Raw genomic sequence first — 16,528 nt, forward strand, 5'->3', positions numbered from 1 at the left:
TAATATTTTGTGTCGTTACATTTATTCTCTCACAGTGGAGGAAAATATAAAAGCCTAACGGCTTAAAAGTTAGGCAATTCAATGATTGCAGAATTGTGCAATCGGCTATATTATCTTTTAGCAAGGAGGCAAGCTAATGAACTTTCAAGTGAAGAGAAAAGTAGCGCTAAACTTAAATCATTAAATGACTTAAAAGATGATTTCCTTGCTGTAACTTCTCATGAACTAAAAACGCCACTTAACGGTATTATTGGTTTAACAGAAGGGATAGTAAATAATAAATATGTTGATTTAGATTCAGAGCTCAGAGAAGACTTATTTTTGGTGAATTCCAGTGCTAAAAGATTATCTAACTTGGTTAATGATATGATGATATTTTCTAAGCTTAAAAATAATGAAATTGTGTTACATACTAAACCTGTAAATATTAGCAATATAGTAGAAATGGTAATAAAATTTAGTCATATATCATTAAATAATAAAAGTGTACTACTAACAAATAAAATAGATAAAAACACACCTTATGTATATGGTGATGAGGATAGAATACAACAAATACTATATAATTTACTAAGTAATGCAATAAAATTTACGCACGTTGGTGAGATAACATTATCATATGGTATAAAAAATTCTTTTCTTGAAATTTCAGTTTTGGATACAGGGATAGGAATCCCCACGCAAAAGCTTCAAAAAATATTTAAAAGATATGAACAGGTGGATGGAATACTTGAAAAGTATGGTGGCACTGGAGTTGGCCTTTATGTAACTAAGGAACTTATTCAAATACAGGGTGGCACTATAAAGGTCTCTTCGATTATAGGTGTAGGAAGTGAATTTATTTTTACCCTTCCAATATGCACGGAGCAAGAGATAAAAAGTAACCTTAATGAAAATCTTTATAATAAAGACAATGTGGAGACAGCAGAAATATTAGCCAAATATTCAAATCAGTTAGAGATAAAACCTAATGTAGTAAACGCCTCTATGCAGAACGTAAGAAAAATTATAGATTCGGGAAGCAAAGATAAATATAAGATTTTAATAGTTGATGATGAATATGTGAATCTTAAAGTATTAAAAAATTATCTTACTAATGGCAATTATGAGGTATTAGAAGCATCGTGTGGAATTGAAGCATTGAAGTTAATTGACGAAAATCCTGATTTAGATTTGGTAATTCTTGATATGATGATGCCTGATATTTCAGGTAATGAGGTATGTAAGATTATTAGGGTAAAACAGTCCGCTTTTGAGCTACCTGTGTTAATTATGACAGCAGACAACAACGTAGAACAACTTGTTTATGCCTTTGAGTGTGGAGCAAATGATTATCTAAATAAACCTTTTAATATGCACGAACTGTTATGTAGAATAAACACGCTTATAACGTTAAAGCATTCAGTAAAAAAAGCATTATCATTAGTTCATGAACTTGGTATAGCTAAAAATCAAGTTGAGTCACTTAGTAACAAAAATGCCCAGGCAAGAACTAGAGTAGAAGAACTAACGGCATATGATAAAGTTAAAACTGAATTTTTGGCAAATATGTCACATGAACTTAGAACTCCTTTAAATGTTATTTGCAGTACAATACAGCTATTAAAATCCCTTGATGGATCAAAAACATTGGGTGAGGATAAGATAAAATATTATATTAAAATAATGAATCAGAATTCTTTAAGGTTACTTAGACTTATAAATAATATAATAGACACAACTAAAATAGAGTCGGATTCCATAAGCATTAACATAAAAAACGGTGACATAGTATATGTTGTAGAGGAAATATCGCAATCGGTAGCAGAGTATATAAAAAGTCATGGAATAACCCTTATATTTGATACTGATATAGAGGAAAAAATAATCGCATTTGACGAAGAAAAAATTGAAAGAATAATGCTTAATTTACTTTCTAATGCAGTTAAATTTACTGAGGAAAATGGTAGTATTCTAGTTAACATTTATGATCGTGAAAATTTTATTAAGATATCAGTTAAAGATACAGGTATTGGTATTCCAAAGGGGAAGTTAGAATTCATATTTGAACGGTTTGCTCAAATTGATAAATCTACATCAAGACATAATGAAGGTAGTGGGATAGGACTAGCATTAGTAAAATCTCTTGTAGAAATGCACGGAGGCGAAATTAATGTGATTAGTGAAGTGGGAAAGGGAAGTGAATTTATCATAACTTTACCAACTAGAGTAGTAGATAGGGAAGAGGAAGAAAATAATCTTAATAACAAAGAGGTATTTGAAACGAATTATGAACAAAATTTATCAGTTGAATTCTCAGATATTTATAAATAAGACTATTTAAAGTATCATTTTAGTAACTAAAGTTCATAAAAGTATCTACTTGCAAAAAATGAGGTAACGGTCTAAAATAGTATATGACTATAAAAATGGAGATATTCATGTTATATCCTAAGGCGAAAGGTTGAGATTATGATTTTTAAAAGGCTTAAAATTGAAGATAAAAATGTATTGGAAGAATTTATATATCCGTATAAATTTCTGAGTTGTGAATATTCTTTTACAACTTTGTATATATGGAGAGAAGCTTGTGACATTTGTTATGTTATTTATAAGGGTGTTCTAATAATAAAGAAAACGGATTTTGAAGGAAAATATTATTTTATGCAACCTTTGGGATATAAAACCGAAAATATTAAAGAAATAATAACTATGTTAATTGATTACAAAAAAGAAAACAATATGTACTATTTATTTAAAGACTTAGATGAAGACTTTATTGAAGAAATAAAGGGTATGTATGATGAAGATAAGGATATAAGCATAGAAGAAGATAGAGATAATTTCGATTATTTGTATGAATCGGAAAAACTTATAAAGCTCTCAGGTAAGAAACTTCATGGGAAAAAGAATCATTATAATTCCTTTATAAAGAATTATAATTACGAAGTTAAAGACATATTAGAGGACGTAGTAATAAGTGATGTTATTACGGCTGCAGAAAAATGGTATCAAGGTAATAAAGATGATTATATTCTTCAGTCAGAACTTCAGGGAATTAAAGATGTAGTGAAGAATATGAATGAGCTAAAGACAACTGGTATTGCAGTATATGTTGAGGATGAAATAGTAGCATTTAGTTTAGGGGAAAAATTAAATGATAATTTGGCAGTAGTTCATATAGAAAAAGCAGACATTGCATATAGTGGAGTATACAGTTTTGTTAACAGGGCTTTTGTTGATAGAAGCTTTAGTGATGTTAGGTTAATTAATAGGGAACAAGATTTAGGAATTGCAGGACTTAGAAAATCTAAATTATCTTATCATCCATTTAAATTAGAGAAAAAGTATATTTTAAGTTTTAAAGCTTAATTTAACTTAATGATAAGGAAGTGAGATAGAATGAAAAATCTTTTGGTTGGTCAAAAAATAAAATTAACATCTATAAATGAAGATGATATCTTAGAAATTCAAAAATGGCATAATGATGTATCCTTTATGCGTAATTATGATACTATAAGTGCAACTCCTAAAAATATAGGAGATGTGAAAAATCTAATTGATGATGTAGAAAAATGTGACACTGCTTATATTTTTGCTGTTAAAGAACTTGAGCATGAAGGTATCATTGGTGTAACAGGATTTGAAAATATATCTTGGAATAATGGAACCGCTCTAATATATATTGGAATTGGAGAAGAAAAGCATAGGGGACAAGGCCATGGGAAAGAAGCACTAAAATTGACTATAGAGTTTGGATTTGAGGAATTAAATTTCCATAGAATATATCTTACTGTTTTAGAATACAATCAAACTGCTATAAAATTGTATGAAAAATTAGGATTTAAAAGAGAAGGTATCTATAGAGAGTTTATTCATAGAGATGGCAAGCGGTATGATATGTATCTATATGGATTGTTGAGGCCAGAATGGGAAGATAATTAAGAGGGAAGATCAAACAGAAAAAAATGAACCTAAAAACACAGTAGAGTAAATATAATTCTACTGTGTTTTTTTATTTTATATTTAAATTAAATTTCTTTTTAAACTGTTTAGGAGAAAGAATTTTATAATGTTCAAATTGCTGGATAAAATAACTAGAAGAGGTAAAACCGATTTCCAAAGCAATTTCAGTTATATTTAAGTTAGTAGAAAGTAATAATTTTTCTGCCTCTGTTATTCTTACGTAATTTAGATATTTACTAAATGATTTACCAACAGATGCTTTAAAAAATCTTGAGAAATAACTGTAACTCATATCACTATTAAAGGCAACTGACTCTGCAGATATAGAATTCATATAATTATTATCAACATAATCAAATATTTTTTGAAGCCTTTTTAATGCTTTATCGTTAATATTAGTAGTAATATTTAAATCAAGACCCTTGTCGTACCAATTTCGAAGTATTATTAAAAATACACCACCAATATTATTTCTTATTGATAATTCGTAGCCATAAGATTTTTTAGTGTTTTCCATAAGAATTTCATGAATAAGCTTAGGTATAGAAGTATCTTTTATTTCATTGTTAGTAAAAATTTTTTGATGGGTTGATTTAGATGAAGTAAACGGAAATACATATTTGGATTCAAATACAGTTATAGAGGTAGAATATAAAATATTAGGATCAAATTTTATCACTATATATTCAACAACATCCTCGGTAATGCCATAGACTGAATGAACTTCCCTGGAATTTATTAAAACCATATCACCTACATTAAAATCATAATTATCCCCTGAGATAAAGACTTGAGCTTTTCCTGATACGCAATAGAGTAGCTCTATATAATAATGCCAATGAGCATTGGCTAGTGTGACTTTTCCTAAACCTTTTTGAATGTGGCAATCAAATGGATATAGTATGCCTTCATTTAAATCAGTGTGCTCCTCATAAAATGTTTCCATAAAAACACCTCTTTCTCAATGACAAATATTTGATACTTTTCTCACAATTTTATTATATCATATAATATGTAATTGTGTTAATTTGGTAATATACAAAACAATATATTGATGAATTATAGGAGGGAAATGTTATGGAAAACGAAAAAAAATTAAGAATAGGGATCATAGGTTGTGGTGGTATTGCAAACGGAAAACATATGCCATCATTGAAAACGTTATCGAATGTAGAGATGGTTGCATTTTGTGATTTAGTAATAGAAAAAGCACAAGTGGCAGCGGAAGAATATGGTAGCCTGGATGCTAAGGTTTATACTGATTATAATGAATTATTACAAGATAAAACTATCGATGTTATTCATGTACTTACTCCTAATAAATCACATGCAGAATTATCAATTGCTTCTATGAAAGCAGGTAAACATGTTATGTGTGAAAAGCCAATGGCAAAAACAGCAGCCGATGCATTAGAAATGGTTAATGTATCTAAAGAAACTGGTAAGAAATTAACAATAGGATATCAACACAGACATAAAGAAGAAAGTATCTATCTAAAAAAAGCTATTGAACGTGGAGATTTAGGAGAAATATATTTTGCCAAGGCACTTGCAGTTAGGCGACGTGGTACACCTACTTGGGGAGTATTTTTAAAAGAAGAAGAACAAGGCGGTGGTCCTCTTATAGATATTGGTACTCATTCACTTGATCTTACGCTTTGGCTTATGAATAATTACAAACCTAAAATGGTAGTTGGTACAAAATACAAAAAATTACTAGATCCTAATTGTGGTAATCCTTGGGGACCATGGGATGTAAAAGAAAATACAGTAGAAGATTCTGCCTTTGGGTTTATTGTAATGGAAAATGGAGCTACGATTATACTTGAATCAAGTTGGGCACTTAATACCATAGAGCCTATAGAGGAGGGAAGTACTGTTCTTTGTGGATCAAAGGCAGGAGCACAAATTAAAAAAGGTCTTAGCATAAATAAAGATGAGTTTGGAAAACTCATTGAGATTAAGCCTGATCTGAGTGCTGGTGGGGTTGCTTTTTATGACGGAGTAGCTGAAACACCTCCGATACTTGAAGCTAAACGCTGGATTGATTCTATAGTCAATGATACTGAGGTTGTAGTTAAACCGTATGAAGCTTATATCGTTTCTAAAATTCTTGAGGCAATATATGAATCTGCAAATACAGGTAAAGCTATATATTTTAACAACTAGGAGGATGAGTACATGTTAAATAAATTGTCAGCACAGCTATGGTCTGTTCAAGATTATACAAGCAAAGATTTTTTTGGAACGCTTGAACAAATGGCTAAAATATGATATACAGGGGTTGAATTTGCAGGATACAAAGATATTTTAGCAAAAGATATGAATAGAAAACTTAAGGAACTTAATTTGACTGCTATGTCAGCACATGTTGGAATAGATAGCCTTAAAGAAAACTTAGAATCTGAGCTTGAGTATCTTAATACTTTAGGAGCGAAATATATAGTGTGTCCAAGTGCAGAGATAAACACAATAGAAAGTGCGCTTAGGCATGCAGAAATATTTAATAAGATAGGTGAACAAAGTGCAAAAGCAGGGCTAATATTTGCTTACCATAACCATGATTTTGAATTTAAGATGAATAATGGACAGTAGTAAGATGTATAGATAAAGAATGTGTTTGGGTGGATGAAATTGTTTATACCAAAGCGGGGCCTACTAAAACTATGGCACCTAGAAATGCAAACTCTACAGAAGAAATAATTCTATCAGAACCTATGGATGTCGTGGATAATTTAACAGTTGTATATGATGGACTAATTGACGCTATAGAAGGAAAAGCACCGCTTAAAATAACACCGATGCAAGCAAAACGCGCTATACAAGTAATGGAGGCAGCTTTCGTTTCTAGTGAAACATCATCTGCTGTAAATGTTGAAATATAAAAGAATCTAATAATAAAGTAATAATAAAAAAAGTGAGGTGAAATATATGAAAATTGCAATGATAAGTTCTTGGCATGTGCATGCTAAAGATTATGCAAAACAAATTATGCAGCTACCACAATGTGAAATTGTGGCGGTGTGGGATGAAAATAAAGAAGCAGGTATTAAATGGTCAAAGGAATTAAATTGTAAATTTATTGATGATTATGAGACGCTTTTGAAAGATGATTCCATTGAAGCTGTTGTTATTAATTCTCCAACTGTGATGCATACGGATTTAATTATTAAAGCGGCGTATGCTAAAAAACACATTTTCACAGAAAAAGTTCTTGCATTGACAGTTGATGATTGTATAAAGATAAAAGATGCTATTCGAAGAAATAATGTTAAATTTTCTATTTCTTTCGTTTATAGATGTAGTGCGGAAATGATTTTTGCAAAGCAGTTGGTTGATAGTGGAGCATTAGGAGATATAACTTATGCTAGAGTACGTGATGTACATAATGGAAGCATCGCAAATTGGTTGCCAGAGAGCTTTTATAATAAAGAAAATTGTGGTGGAGGAGCAATGATTGATTTAGGAGCTCATCCAGTATATTTATTAGAATGGATTTTGGGCAAAGCAAAAAATGTTGTTGCTACTTTAACAAAAGTAACTAAGAGAGAAGTTGAAGACAATGCAGTAGCTGTAATAGAGTTTCAAAATGGTGCTATTGGCGTAGCAGAAACGAGTTTCGTTTCAGTTTATACACCAATAACTCTCGAAATTAGTGGAACCACGGGCTCATTAATTGTAAAAGATGGTGTTAGTTATGCAAATGGAGATACTGATGGAAAATGGGTTGTACAGGAAAAATTACCTCTTCCACTTCCAAGTCCAATAGTTCAATGGATTGAAGGGATTACAGAAAATAAAAAAATAGATTTAGGCATTGATGAAGCAATATCTTTAACAAGGCTACTTCGAGGAGTATATGAATCTCAAGAAACTGGTCAAAAAGTTATAATAAAATATTAAAGGAATCCTTTATGAGCTAAAAATAGTTATATTATAAAAAATAATATTTAACGTTAATAAAAGCTTAGGGCTAGTATTTATACTAGCCCTAAGCTTTTATTAACTAGCCACTAAAGTTCTATTTAATAATGATCAAATAAGACTATTTAATAAAAACTTAATAATTACATAATATATTTTTAATATTTACATAAGAAAGATTTAATACAAGTTGTGTAAAATATAAATTATGAGATAACAATTAATAATAACAAATAAATAGGAGGTTATCATGAAAAAGAAATTTATTATTGGCGTTGCGATAGTAGCTTGTATAGGTATTATTGGTGGAATTAGATTAACTGCAAAAAATAAAACACAGGTCATAAGCGTAAAAACATCAAAGGTTACAATGGGTGATGTAAAGATGTATTTATCTACCACAGCTACAATAAAATCCAAAAATGAAAAAGATTACTCAGCATCGCAAGCAACGAAAATTTCAAGTGTAAATGTTAGCGTTGGAGATGAAGTTAAAAAAGGTAAAACTCTTTTAACTTATGATACAACAGATTTAAATAATCAGGTAACTTCGGCTAAAATAAATTATAACAATGCTATATCGCAGAAAAACGATGCAATAAATAAAAATAATGATGCGAAAGACACTATAGCAGATACAGAAGATATTCCTGCAAATGCTGGAATAATTAGTGCTGCAGAGGCAAGTGAATTATCTAGCGAGAAAGTAAAGCAACTTAATAATGCTGTTGCATCAGCAAAAGCAACTCTTGATGCTGCAAAAGACAAGTTATCACAAAACTCATACATCTCGTCAGGTATTGATGGAGTAGTAACAGAAGTAAATGTTGTAAGTGGACAAACTGGCAGCCAAGAAATGGCTATAATCGTGCAGGACATATCAAGTTTAAAGGCTGTTGTAAAAGTTGGAAAATATGATGCAGCTAAAGTAGCTATTGGACAAGCATCAACAATTATGAGTAACGGTAGTATTTATAAAGGTAAGGTTTCTAAAATATACCCAACTGCAACTGTGAATACTTCAGCTACAGGGGGAGATACCACGCTAACTGTAGAACTAGATGTACTAGAATCAGCTCCGCAGTTAAAAGTAAACTTTGATTCAGATGTTGATATATTACTTAAAGAGGCACTCGATGTTGTAAATGTTCCTGCAGAAGCAATATTAACTAATAAAGATGGATCAACTTATTTGTTTGTTATCCAAGATGGCACAGCAGTTAAAAAGGCAGTGAAACTAGGAGTACAATCAGATAGTGATGTTCAAATTGCAAGCGGAGTAAAAGTTGGAGAGAGTGTAATATTAAATCCTGGTAGCTCTGTTACAAATGGTGTAATGGTTAAGGATGCCGCTACAGTAGGAGGAAAATAATGATAGAAGTAAAGGATATATTAAAGAGATATGTAACCGGAGATATTGATTTTACAGCACTCAAAACAGTGAGTCTCAAAATTAAAAAAGGTGAATTCACTGCAATAATGGGACCTTCGGGTTCGGGGAAATCAACCTTTATGAATATTTTAGGATGTTTGGACAAAATGGATAGCGGAACATATTTTTTAAACGGCCAGGATGTTTCAAATCTTTACGATAATCAACTTTCTATAATAAGAAATAAAGAGATAGGGTTTGTTTTTCAAGCATTTAATCTACTCCCAAGGATATCTGTTCTTGAAAATGTAGAATTACCAATGCTTTACGCAGGAGTGCCAGCAAAAGAAAGAAGATCGAAAGCTCTTTTAGCACTTGAAAAGGTCGGTCTTAGTGATAGAGTAAAACATAAGCCAAATGAGATATCTGGTGGTCAAAAGCAAAGAGTTGCAATTGCAAGGTCAATGGTTAATAGCCCTGCAGTTATTATGGCAGACGAACCAACAGGTAACTTAGATACAAAATCATCAATTGAAATAATGAAGATATTTCAAAAATTAAATGCTGAAGGTGCAACTATAGTAATGGTTACACATGAAGACGATATAGCTAAATGTGCAAAACGAGTTGTAAGATTCCTTGATGGAGACATAGTGGATGATTACGAGGTTAAGGACAGAACAATATTATAGGTATAATATTAAAAAAAGAAATGGAGGGCGGTTATGAACATTTTCGAGAGTTTCAAAATGGCTATTTCTAGTATTCTATCAAATAAAATGAGATCGTTTCTCACAATGCTAGGAATAATAATAGGTATAAGTTCAGTAATTACTATTGTATCTCTTGGTAATGGTGGGAAAAGTTACATTGCAGATCAATTTGCTAAAATGGGATCAAATACAGTTAATTTGAATGTAGATTCATCAAAAGTAGAACAGATAAGTGATTATTTTACGCTTGAGGATGTAAAACAAATCAAAAACAAAGTAGCTACGGCTAAGTATGTTTCTGCAACTGTAGTCCAAAAGGGAACTGCAAGAACTGATACAAAAACAAATACAGCAAATGTAACCGGCGTTAATACAGATTATTCATTGATAAGTAATGTAGAAATTGTTTATGGAAGGTTTTTAAATGATAGAGAAGTTGAAGAAGGTAAAGCTGTTGCAGTAATTGACCAAACTTCAGCAAAAGCGCTATTTGGAACAGATGATGCTGTAGGTAAATCTTTTAAAATAGGACCTGTTGCTTCTAGTAAAAGTGCCACAGTTGTTGGAGTATCGAAAGCAAGCAGCATGTTTAGTGGCGAGGGTGGTCCACCAAGCAGAAATGGGGATAGTACACCAACACTTGTAACAGTGCCAGTTACATTTCTGAAAACACTATATCCAATAGACTTTAACATTACAACGCTTAGTATAACATCGTCATCACAAGAAACTTCAGTGCAAACGGGAAATGATGCCTTGAAAATTGTTCAGGCGAAACATGCAAATAAAACTTCGGATCTTTATAAAGCTACTAACTCAGCGAGCATGCTTGACTCAATTAATCAAGTATTAGGAATTTTCACGACATTTCTTAGTGCTGTTGCAGCTATATCCCTTTTAGTTGGAGGCATTGGAGTTATGAATATAATGTTAGTTTCCGTAACAGAGCGAACAAAAGAAATCGGTATTAGAAAAGCAATTGGTGCTACCACCAATGCAATATTATTGCAATTTTTAACTGAATCTGTTATATTATCGCTTATAGGTGGTCTTATAGGTTTGATACTTGGTATAGTATCAGCACAAATAATAGGATCTTTTGCTAATATTATTCCTAGTGTTTCAATACTTGTTGTTGTAGAAGTAATATTTTTCTCGTCAGCAGTTGGAATATTCTTCGGAATTTATCCTGCAAGGAAAGCTGCAAGATTAAATCCAATAGATGCACTAAGATATGAATAGAGGCACTAAGATATGAATAAAGGCACTAAGATATGAATAAAGGCACTAAGATATGAATAAGAGCACTAAGATATGAATAGAATTTAGGAGGAATTTTTATGTCCATAAAGTTTAGGCTTATAGTTTCCTATATGGCAATGCTTATAGTCCCAATTATTTTGTCTTTATTTTTACTGCCAGCGGTTGCTAGTTTTTATGTTAAAAGCATTAATAAGGCGTATGACATAAAATACAATGGTCCCACTTTTCAAAGTAATGTATTTAAAAGCAACCCTCTAAAAGACTTGTTTGATAAGAATTCACTAATACTTATGGACATAGAAAAAGATATAGAAGTAAAACTCAATATACTTGAAGATACTAATTATTTATCAAAACTTGATAACAAATTGAAACTTACACACAGTGGAATAGTAATAAGAAAGAATGGAGTAATAACCTATTCCACTAATTTCATTAATAAAACTGAAATTGAAAAAAACCTTCCGAAATTCGGATCTTTGGAGGAAAAAAGAATGCATCCTAACCTCATCTTAAATAGTCTTTTGATTTCTAAGCAACACGATTTTTATTTTAAAGATAAAAGCCCAGGCAGTATTTTTATAATGACTGATGCTGGAGCAATGCTCTCAATTACAAAGACGTTTGGATTACTATATATTGTTATTGTTATTATAATAATGATTCTAATAAATGCGTTACTTACACATTGGATTTTAAAAAAAATTGTTAAGCCTTTAGTTGCATTAAAAGATGCTTCTACTAAAATTAAAGAAGGTTACCTTGATTTTGAAGTTAAGTCAAATTCTAATGATGAAATTGGAGAGCTCTGCAAGGAATTTGAAGATATGAGGTGTAGACTTAAGGAATCAGTTGAAATACAGCTTAACTATGAAAATAATAGAAAAGAGCTCATATCAAATATTTCACATGACCTAAAAACTCCAGTAACTGCAATTAAAGGATACGTTGAGGGAATTAAAGATGGTGTAGCAGATACGCCTGAGAAAATGGAAAAATATATTAATATTATCCATAAGAAAACAAACGATATTGATAAATTAATAGAGGAATTGTTCCTATTCTCAAAACTTGATTCAAATGAACTCCCTTTCGGTTTTGAAAGAGTTGACATAAAAAATTACTTAAGCGACAGCGTGGAAGAGCTCAAGTTTGACCTAGAAAAGAGCAATATAGACTTACAATTAATTGATGAGATTCAAGACAAAATATCAATACTAGCTGATCGTGAAAAGCTAAAAAGAGTAATAGTAAACATTGTTGATAACTCAGTAAAATACATGGATAAAGAAAATGGTCAAATACAAATAACATTAAAAGGATTAGAAGATTTCGTGCAATTTGAGATTAAAGACAATGGGCGAGGAATATCACAAGAAGCTCTTCCATTTATATTTGATAGATTTTATAGAGCAGACCCTTCAAGAAATTCTAAGACTGGCGGAAGTGGACTTGGACTTGCAATTGCAAAAAAGATAATCGAAGGACATGGTGGTAAAATATGGTCAGAGAGTACCGTTGGACTCGGTACTAGTATATACTTTATAATTAAGAAATGTAGCATGGAAGGTAGATGATAAAATGAAAAAAGTGTTGATAATAGAAGATGAACTCAGTATTGCAGAACTTGAAAGGGATTACCTTGAGATAAATGATTTTTCTGTTGATATTGAGGTAGATGGAGAAATGGGACTTAAAGCAGCACTTAATAACAACTACAACCTCATTATACTAGACGTTATGCTCCCTAAATTTGATGGCTTTGAAATCTGTAGGCAAATAAGAAACGTGAAAAATGTTCCTATACTAATGGTCTCTGCCAAAAAAGAAGACATCGATAAGATTAGAGGGCTGGGACTAGGGGCTGATGATTATGTAACAAAACCATTCAGTCCGGGAGAACTTGTTGCAAGGGTAAAAGCTCATATATCGAGATATGAAAGGCTTATCGGAGAAAATAAAAACAAAAATGAAATAATTGGGATAAGAGGGCTCAGTATTGACTGTGCTTCTAGGCGTGTATGTGTTAATGGTAGCGAAGTGATTCTGACTGCAAAAGAGTTTGATATTTTAAAGATTTTAGCTATAAATCCAAATAAGGTGTTTTCAAAGGATAATATTTTTAATAAAGTATGGGGAGTCGACTCATTTGGAGATGTTGGTACTGTTACAGTACATATTAGAAAATTGAGAGAAAAAATTGAAGTTGACCCATCAAACCCTAAATATATTGAAACAATATGGGGAGTTGGATATAGATTCGAACTTTAATGAAAGTATATTAAACATTATAATTTATATTTCGGGTAATGGAAAGTTCTCACTTTAAAATTGTGATGAACTTTTTTTTTCTATATAATTCCCCTTAACTAAATATAATCAAATATATTTTTAATAATTCATAAAATTTTTACAAAAAAGATATGATAAAAAGAAATATTAAGTAAAGCAACACGCGAAATGACATACATTATGTAATTTATAAATATTTTAATTGGTTTGTAAAGTAATAATTTAAAAATGTCTTGATTAGTTAAGTTAAAACAGAATATAATAGTATTAGTAAGTTATATAAAATTTCAGATGTTTAAAACTATTTACTAGGTGAAAACCTATTGTATAAGGAGCAAAGATGTTATGGCTAAAAAAGTTACAATGCAAGATGTTGCGAATAAAGTTGGAGTTTCAAAGGTTACTGTATCTAAAGCGTTAAGAGGCAATATGGATATTAGTGAGCAGATGAAAGAAAGAATAAAGAGGGCAGCCGCTGAAACGGGATATATATTTAACGCAGGTGGAAAGTCAGAAATAAATGACGTTACTAGGTGTATAGGAATTATTTCAGCAGAACGATATTTTGGGCAAGAAGATTATTTTTACATAGATTTATATAGACTCCTTTCTAATTATTTGGAAAAGTCACATTTTACTTGTATGTTTAATATATTAGATTTTAATAATGAAAAAGATCTTATGATTCCTACAATGCTTGAAGATAGAAAGGTTGATGGGGTACTTGTACTTGGACAACTTTCAAAGGAATATGTTAAAAAGATAGTAAAACTTGATATTCCGTTAGTTCTTTTAGATTTTTATTATGATAAAGTTGACGTAGATAGTGTTAACACAGATAATTTTTTTGGGACATATGAAATTACAAATGATCTTATTGAAAAAGGCCATGAGAAAATAGCTTTTGTTGGGAATTTGAATTTAACTAGTAGTATTCAAGATAGGTTTTTAGGTTATTATAAGTCTATTCTAGAATACAAATTACCTTTTAAGAACAGTTGGATTGTTAATGATAGAACTGACGATAATGTTTGGCTTGATATTTCGCTTCCAGAGGAGATGCCAACGGCATTTGTATGTAACTGTGATAAAACTGCATTGATACTTATAGAAAAGCTTAAAAGTGTAGGTTATAAGGTACCAGAGGATTATTCTGTGGTAGGATTTGATGATTCAATACATGCTTTGCAATCAAGTCCAAAGATATCAACTGTAAGAGTTGATTTGGATGAGATGGCAAGGGTTGCTATAAAAATGATATCAAAAAAGATTAATGATGTTAAAACTCAATATGGAAGAGTGATGATTAAAGGTAAATTAGTTATGAGAGATTCTACAAAAATGAATAAATAGGATTTATTAGCTCAAATTAAAGAATTTGGGCTATCATTTTATAAAAATATTTTATTGTAAAGTTACACTATAATTATGATGAAGCTAGCTAAAGGCTTATATCAAAGGGAATAGTGATAATAATATAAAGTTATTGTCTATAAAATTTGTATTGACATTGTGTAAACGTTGACTTAAAATATAATTGTAACGCAACAATAACGTTACAAAATATACTTAGGGGGTATAAATATGAAAAAAATAACTAGTTTAGTTTTGCTTGCAACAATGACAGCTTCTGTATTAGTTGGGTGCGGCAAGGCAACAAGTTCAACTGATGGTACAAAAGATGCTAAAAAGGATGTAACATTGACCGTATTAAATAATAGAACAGATATTGTAAGTACGGATTTGAAAAAATTTGGTGAAAATTATAAAACAAAAACGGGAGTAACTATTAAATGGGAAGGTATTACCGATTATGATGGAGATGTAAAAGTAAGGCTTAATTCAAAAAACTATGGTGATGTACTTTTAATACCAAATGGGATTGCAAATGCAGATCTTCCACAATTTTTTGAACCTCTAGGAAAAAATACAGATGATAAATTAAAGGGTTATAATTATACCGATGATAAAGCAATTAAAAATACAGACGGCACTTTTACTACATATGGATTAAGTTATGGAATGGGTGCTAGTGGAATAGTTTATAATAAAGCAGCATTTAAGAAGGCTGGTATAGATAAATTTCCAACAACTTTAACTGGATTATATGAAGCATCTGCAAAGTTAAAGGCAGCTGGAATTGTTCCACTTGCTACTAATTTTAAAGATAAATGGCCTTTACAAGAATGGGATAGTATGGCAATTATAGAAGCAGGAGATGGCAGTTATTACAATAGCATATACAAAGAGACTGCTCCTTTCTCAGCAGACAAGCCAAATGGTAAAGCGCTTAGTGTTCTTTACAAATTTGTAAGCAGCGGATGGGTAGAGCCTGATCTTACTACTACAAACTGGGAACAGTCTAAAACTGATCTTGGACAAGGTAAAATTGCTATGATGGCTTTAGGAACTTGGGCAATACCACAAATGCAATTAGGTGCTACCAATAAAGATGACATTGGATTTGCAGCAATACCAGTTGATGATTCTGGAAAACTTACTGCAATTACTTCACCAGATTGGCGTTTAGCAGTTAGTAAGGCAAGTGAAAATAAACAAGAAGCACAAGATTTCTTATTTGCGTTTGTAAATTCCGCATATGCTAATGATAATGGATTTATTCCAATTCAAAAGGATAAAGAGTCTACTAATACAATTATAAAAGAGTTCACTTCATCAACAAAGCTTTTATACACAGTTCCAGGGCCAAATGGTGATGAAAGTGATAAAAAAGATAAAATTGCAAATAAAGCAGCAATAGATTTCTATGGTGGTATTTATGTTCAAAATGTTGCTATAGCAGCTAAAAAGAGTAAGGCTGAATTTGATAAAACTCTTAACGATCTTAATACTAAATGGGAAAAATCAAAAAAAGAACTTAACTATTAAATAAATAAGGGGGGTTTGCCCCCAATGTCATTAAGTTAAGAAATTAAACCAATAGTTTTAAAACAGAGTATGTTTAAAAATGCATACCCTGTTTTTTTTATATAATTTTTTAAACAAATTCCAGAAAATT

Annotated in this window: 15 protein-coding genes; 14 read left to right on the top strand and 1 reads right to left on the bottom strand. The window is 31.0% G+C overall.

Annotated elements, in window-relative coordinates; translation table 11 throughout:
* Nucleotides 1-81: 81 nt before the first annotated feature.
* The 3 genes from KPL55_RS23850 (at nt 82) to KPL55_RS23860 (ending at nt 3,924) form a co-directional block, all read left to right on the top strand.
* On the top strand, nt 82-2,313 hold the full coding sequence (locus tag KPL55_RS23850; RefSeq protein ID WP_216309261.1) for an ATP-binding protein: 2,232 nt from the start codon (nt 82-84) through the stop codon (nt 2,311-2,313).
* 138 nt (nt 2,314-2,451) lie between these two features.
* Entirely contained in the window at nt 2,452-3,351 is a 900-nt protein-coding gene (locus tag KPL55_RS23855; protein WP_246599807.1) for a DUF2156 domain-containing protein, read from the top strand.
* A 30-nt stretch (nt 3,352-3,381) separates the two neighbouring features.
* Entirely contained in the window at nt 3,382-3,924 is a 543-nt protein-coding gene (locus KPL55_RS23860) for a GNAT family N-acetyltransferase (protein WP_216309262.1), read from the top strand.
* A gap of 70 nt (nt 3,925-3,994) precedes the next feature.
* Here the strand turns inward: KPL55_RS23860 and KPL55_RS23865 are convergent, their stop codons facing one another.
* Nucleotides 3,995-4,891 carry an AraC family transcriptional regulator gene (locus KPL55_RS23865; RefSeq protein WP_216309263.1) on the bottom strand — a complete coding sequence of 299 codons (897 nt, stop codon included), beginning with the start codon at nt 4,889-4,891 and terminating at the stop codon, nt 3,995-3,997.
* Between the two features lie 131 nt (nt 4,892-5,022).
* Between KPL55_RS23865 and KPL55_RS23870 the strand changes: the two genes are divergently transcribed.
* The 11 genes from KPL55_RS23870 (at nt 5,023) to KPL55_RS23920 (ending at nt 16,398) form a co-directional block, all read left to right on the top strand.
* Nucleotides 5,023-6,114, top strand: coding sequence for a Gfo/Idh/MocA family protein (locus tag KPL55_RS23870; protein WP_216309264.1), 1,092 nt, complete (start codon nt 5,023-5,025; stop codon nt 6,112-6,114).
* A 153-nt stretch (nt 6,115-6,267) separates the two neighbouring features.
* A complete protein-coding gene (locus KPL55_RS23875) occupies nt 6,268-6,540 on the top strand; it encodes an IolE/MocC family protein (protein WP_216309265.1) in 273 nt (90 codons plus the stop codon).
* Between the two features lie 29 nt (nt 6,541-6,569).
* Nucleotides 6,570-6,830 (top strand): hypothetical protein, encoded by a 261-nt coding sequence (locus KPL55_RS23880; RefSeq protein WP_216309266.1) that lies wholly within the window; start codon nt 6,570-6,572, stop codon nt 6,828-6,830.
* 46 nt (nt 6,831-6,876) lie between these two features.
* Entirely contained in the window at nt 6,877-7,848 is a 972-nt protein-coding gene (locus KPL55_RS23885) for a Gfo/Idh/MocA family protein (protein WP_216309267.1), read from the top strand.
* 271 nt (nt 7,849-8,119) lie between these two features.
* Entirely contained in the window at nt 8,120-9,241 is a 1,122-nt protein-coding gene (locus KPL55_RS23890) for an efflux RND transporter periplasmic adaptor subunit (protein WP_216309268.1), read from the top strand.
* Nucleotides 9,241-9,933 carry an ABC transporter ATP-binding protein gene (locus KPL55_RS23895; protein ID WP_216309269.1) on the top strand — a complete coding sequence of 231 codons (693 nt, stop codon included), beginning with the start codon at nt 9,241-9,243 and terminating at the stop codon, nt 9,931-9,933. The genes KPL55_RS23890 and KPL55_RS23895 overlap by 1 nt, the downstream gene beginning before the upstream one ends.
* Nucleotides 9,934-9,966: 33 nt before the next feature.
* A complete protein-coding gene (locus tag KPL55_RS23900) occupies nt 9,967-11,196 on the top strand; it encodes an ABC transporter permease (protein ID WP_216309270.1) in 1,230 nt (409 codons plus the stop codon).
* Between the two features lie 98 nt (nt 11,197-11,294).
* Nucleotides 11,295-12,794, top strand: coding sequence for a HAMP domain-containing sensor histidine kinase (locus KPL55_RS23905; protein ID WP_216309271.1), 1,500 nt, complete (start codon nt 11,295-11,297; stop codon nt 12,792-12,794).
* Between the two features lie 4 nt (nt 12,795-12,798).
* The gene (locus KPL55_RS23910) at nt 12,799-13,488 is read left to right on the top strand and encodes a response regulator transcription factor (protein ID WP_216309272.1); all 690 of its coding nucleotides are present in this window, start codon (nt 12,799-12,801) and stop codon (nt 13,486-13,488) included.
* Between the two features lie 366 nt (nt 13,489-13,854).
* The gene (locus KPL55_RS23915) at nt 13,855-14,862 is read left to right on the top strand and encodes a LacI family DNA-binding transcriptional regulator (RefSeq protein ID WP_216309273.1); all 1,008 of its coding nucleotides are present in this window, start codon (nt 13,855-13,857) and stop codon (nt 14,860-14,862) included.
* A 231-nt stretch (nt 14,863-15,093) separates the two neighbouring features.
* Entirely contained in the window at nt 15,094-16,398 is a 1,305-nt protein-coding gene (locus KPL55_RS23920; protein ID WP_216309274.1) for an ABC transporter substrate-binding protein, read from the top strand.
* Nucleotides 16,399-16,528: the final 130 nt, after the last annotated feature.

This window comes from Clostridium lacusfryxellense (assembly GCF_018861735.1).
Taxonomy (GTDB): Bacteria; Bacillota; Clostridia; order Clostridiales; family Clostridiaceae; genus Clostridium_AD; species Clostridium_AD lacusfryxellense.

Bases quoted from the DNA above. Each gene is read 5' to 3' on its own strand.
- KPL55_RS23850 (WP_216309261.1), top strand. From the start codon at position 82: ATGATTGCAGAATTGTGCAATCGGCTATATTATCTTTTAGCAAGGAGG.
- KPL55_RS23920 (WP_216309274.1), top strand. From the start codon at position 15,094: ATGAAAAAAATAACTAGTTTAGTTTTGCTTGCAACAATGACAGCTTCT.
- KPL55_RS23905 (WP_216309271.1), top strand. From the start codon at position 11,295: ATGTCCATAAAGTTTAGGCTTATAGTTTCCTATATGGCAATGCTTATA.
- KPL55_RS23895 (WP_216309269.1), top strand. From the start codon at position 9,241: ATGATAGAAGTAAAGGATATATTAAAGAGATATGTAACCGGAGATATT.
- KPL55_RS23870 (WP_216309264.1), top strand. From the start codon at position 5,023: ATGGAAAACGAAAAAAAATTAAGAATAGGGATCATAGGTTGTGGTGGT.
- KPL55_RS23915 (WP_216309273.1), top strand. From the start codon at position 13,855: ATGGCTAAAAAAGTTACAATGCAAGATGTTGCGAATAAAGTTGGAGTT.
- KPL55_RS23865 (WP_216309263.1), bottom strand. From the start codon at position 4,891: ATGGAAACATTTTATGAGGAGCACACTGATTTAAATGAAGGCATACTA.
- KPL55_RS23890 (WP_216309268.1), top strand. From the start codon at position 8,120: ATGAAAAAGAAATTTATTATTGGCGTTGCGATAGTAGCTTGTATAGGT.
- KPL55_RS23855 (WP_246599807.1), top strand. From the start codon at position 2,452: ATGATTTTTAAAAGGCTTAAAATTGAAGATAAAAATGTATTGGAAGAA.
- KPL55_RS23900 (WP_216309270.1), top strand. From the start codon at position 9,967: ATGAACATTTTCGAGAGTTTCAAAATGGCTATTTCTAGTATTCTATCA.
- KPL55_RS23885 (WP_216309267.1), top strand. From the start codon at position 6,877: ATGAAAATTGCAATGATAAGTTCTTGGCATGTGCATGCTAAAGATTAT.
- KPL55_RS23860 (WP_216309262.1), top strand. From the start codon at position 3,382: ATGAAAAATCTTTTGGTTGGTCAAAAAATAAAATTAACATCTATAAAT.
- KPL55_RS23875 (WP_216309265.1), top strand. From the start codon at position 6,268: ATGAATAGAAAACTTAAGGAACTTAATTTGACTGCTATGTCAGCACAT.
- KPL55_RS23910 (WP_216309272.1), top strand. From the start codon at position 12,799: ATGAAAAAAGTGTTGATAATAGAAGATGAACTCAGTATTGCAGAACTT.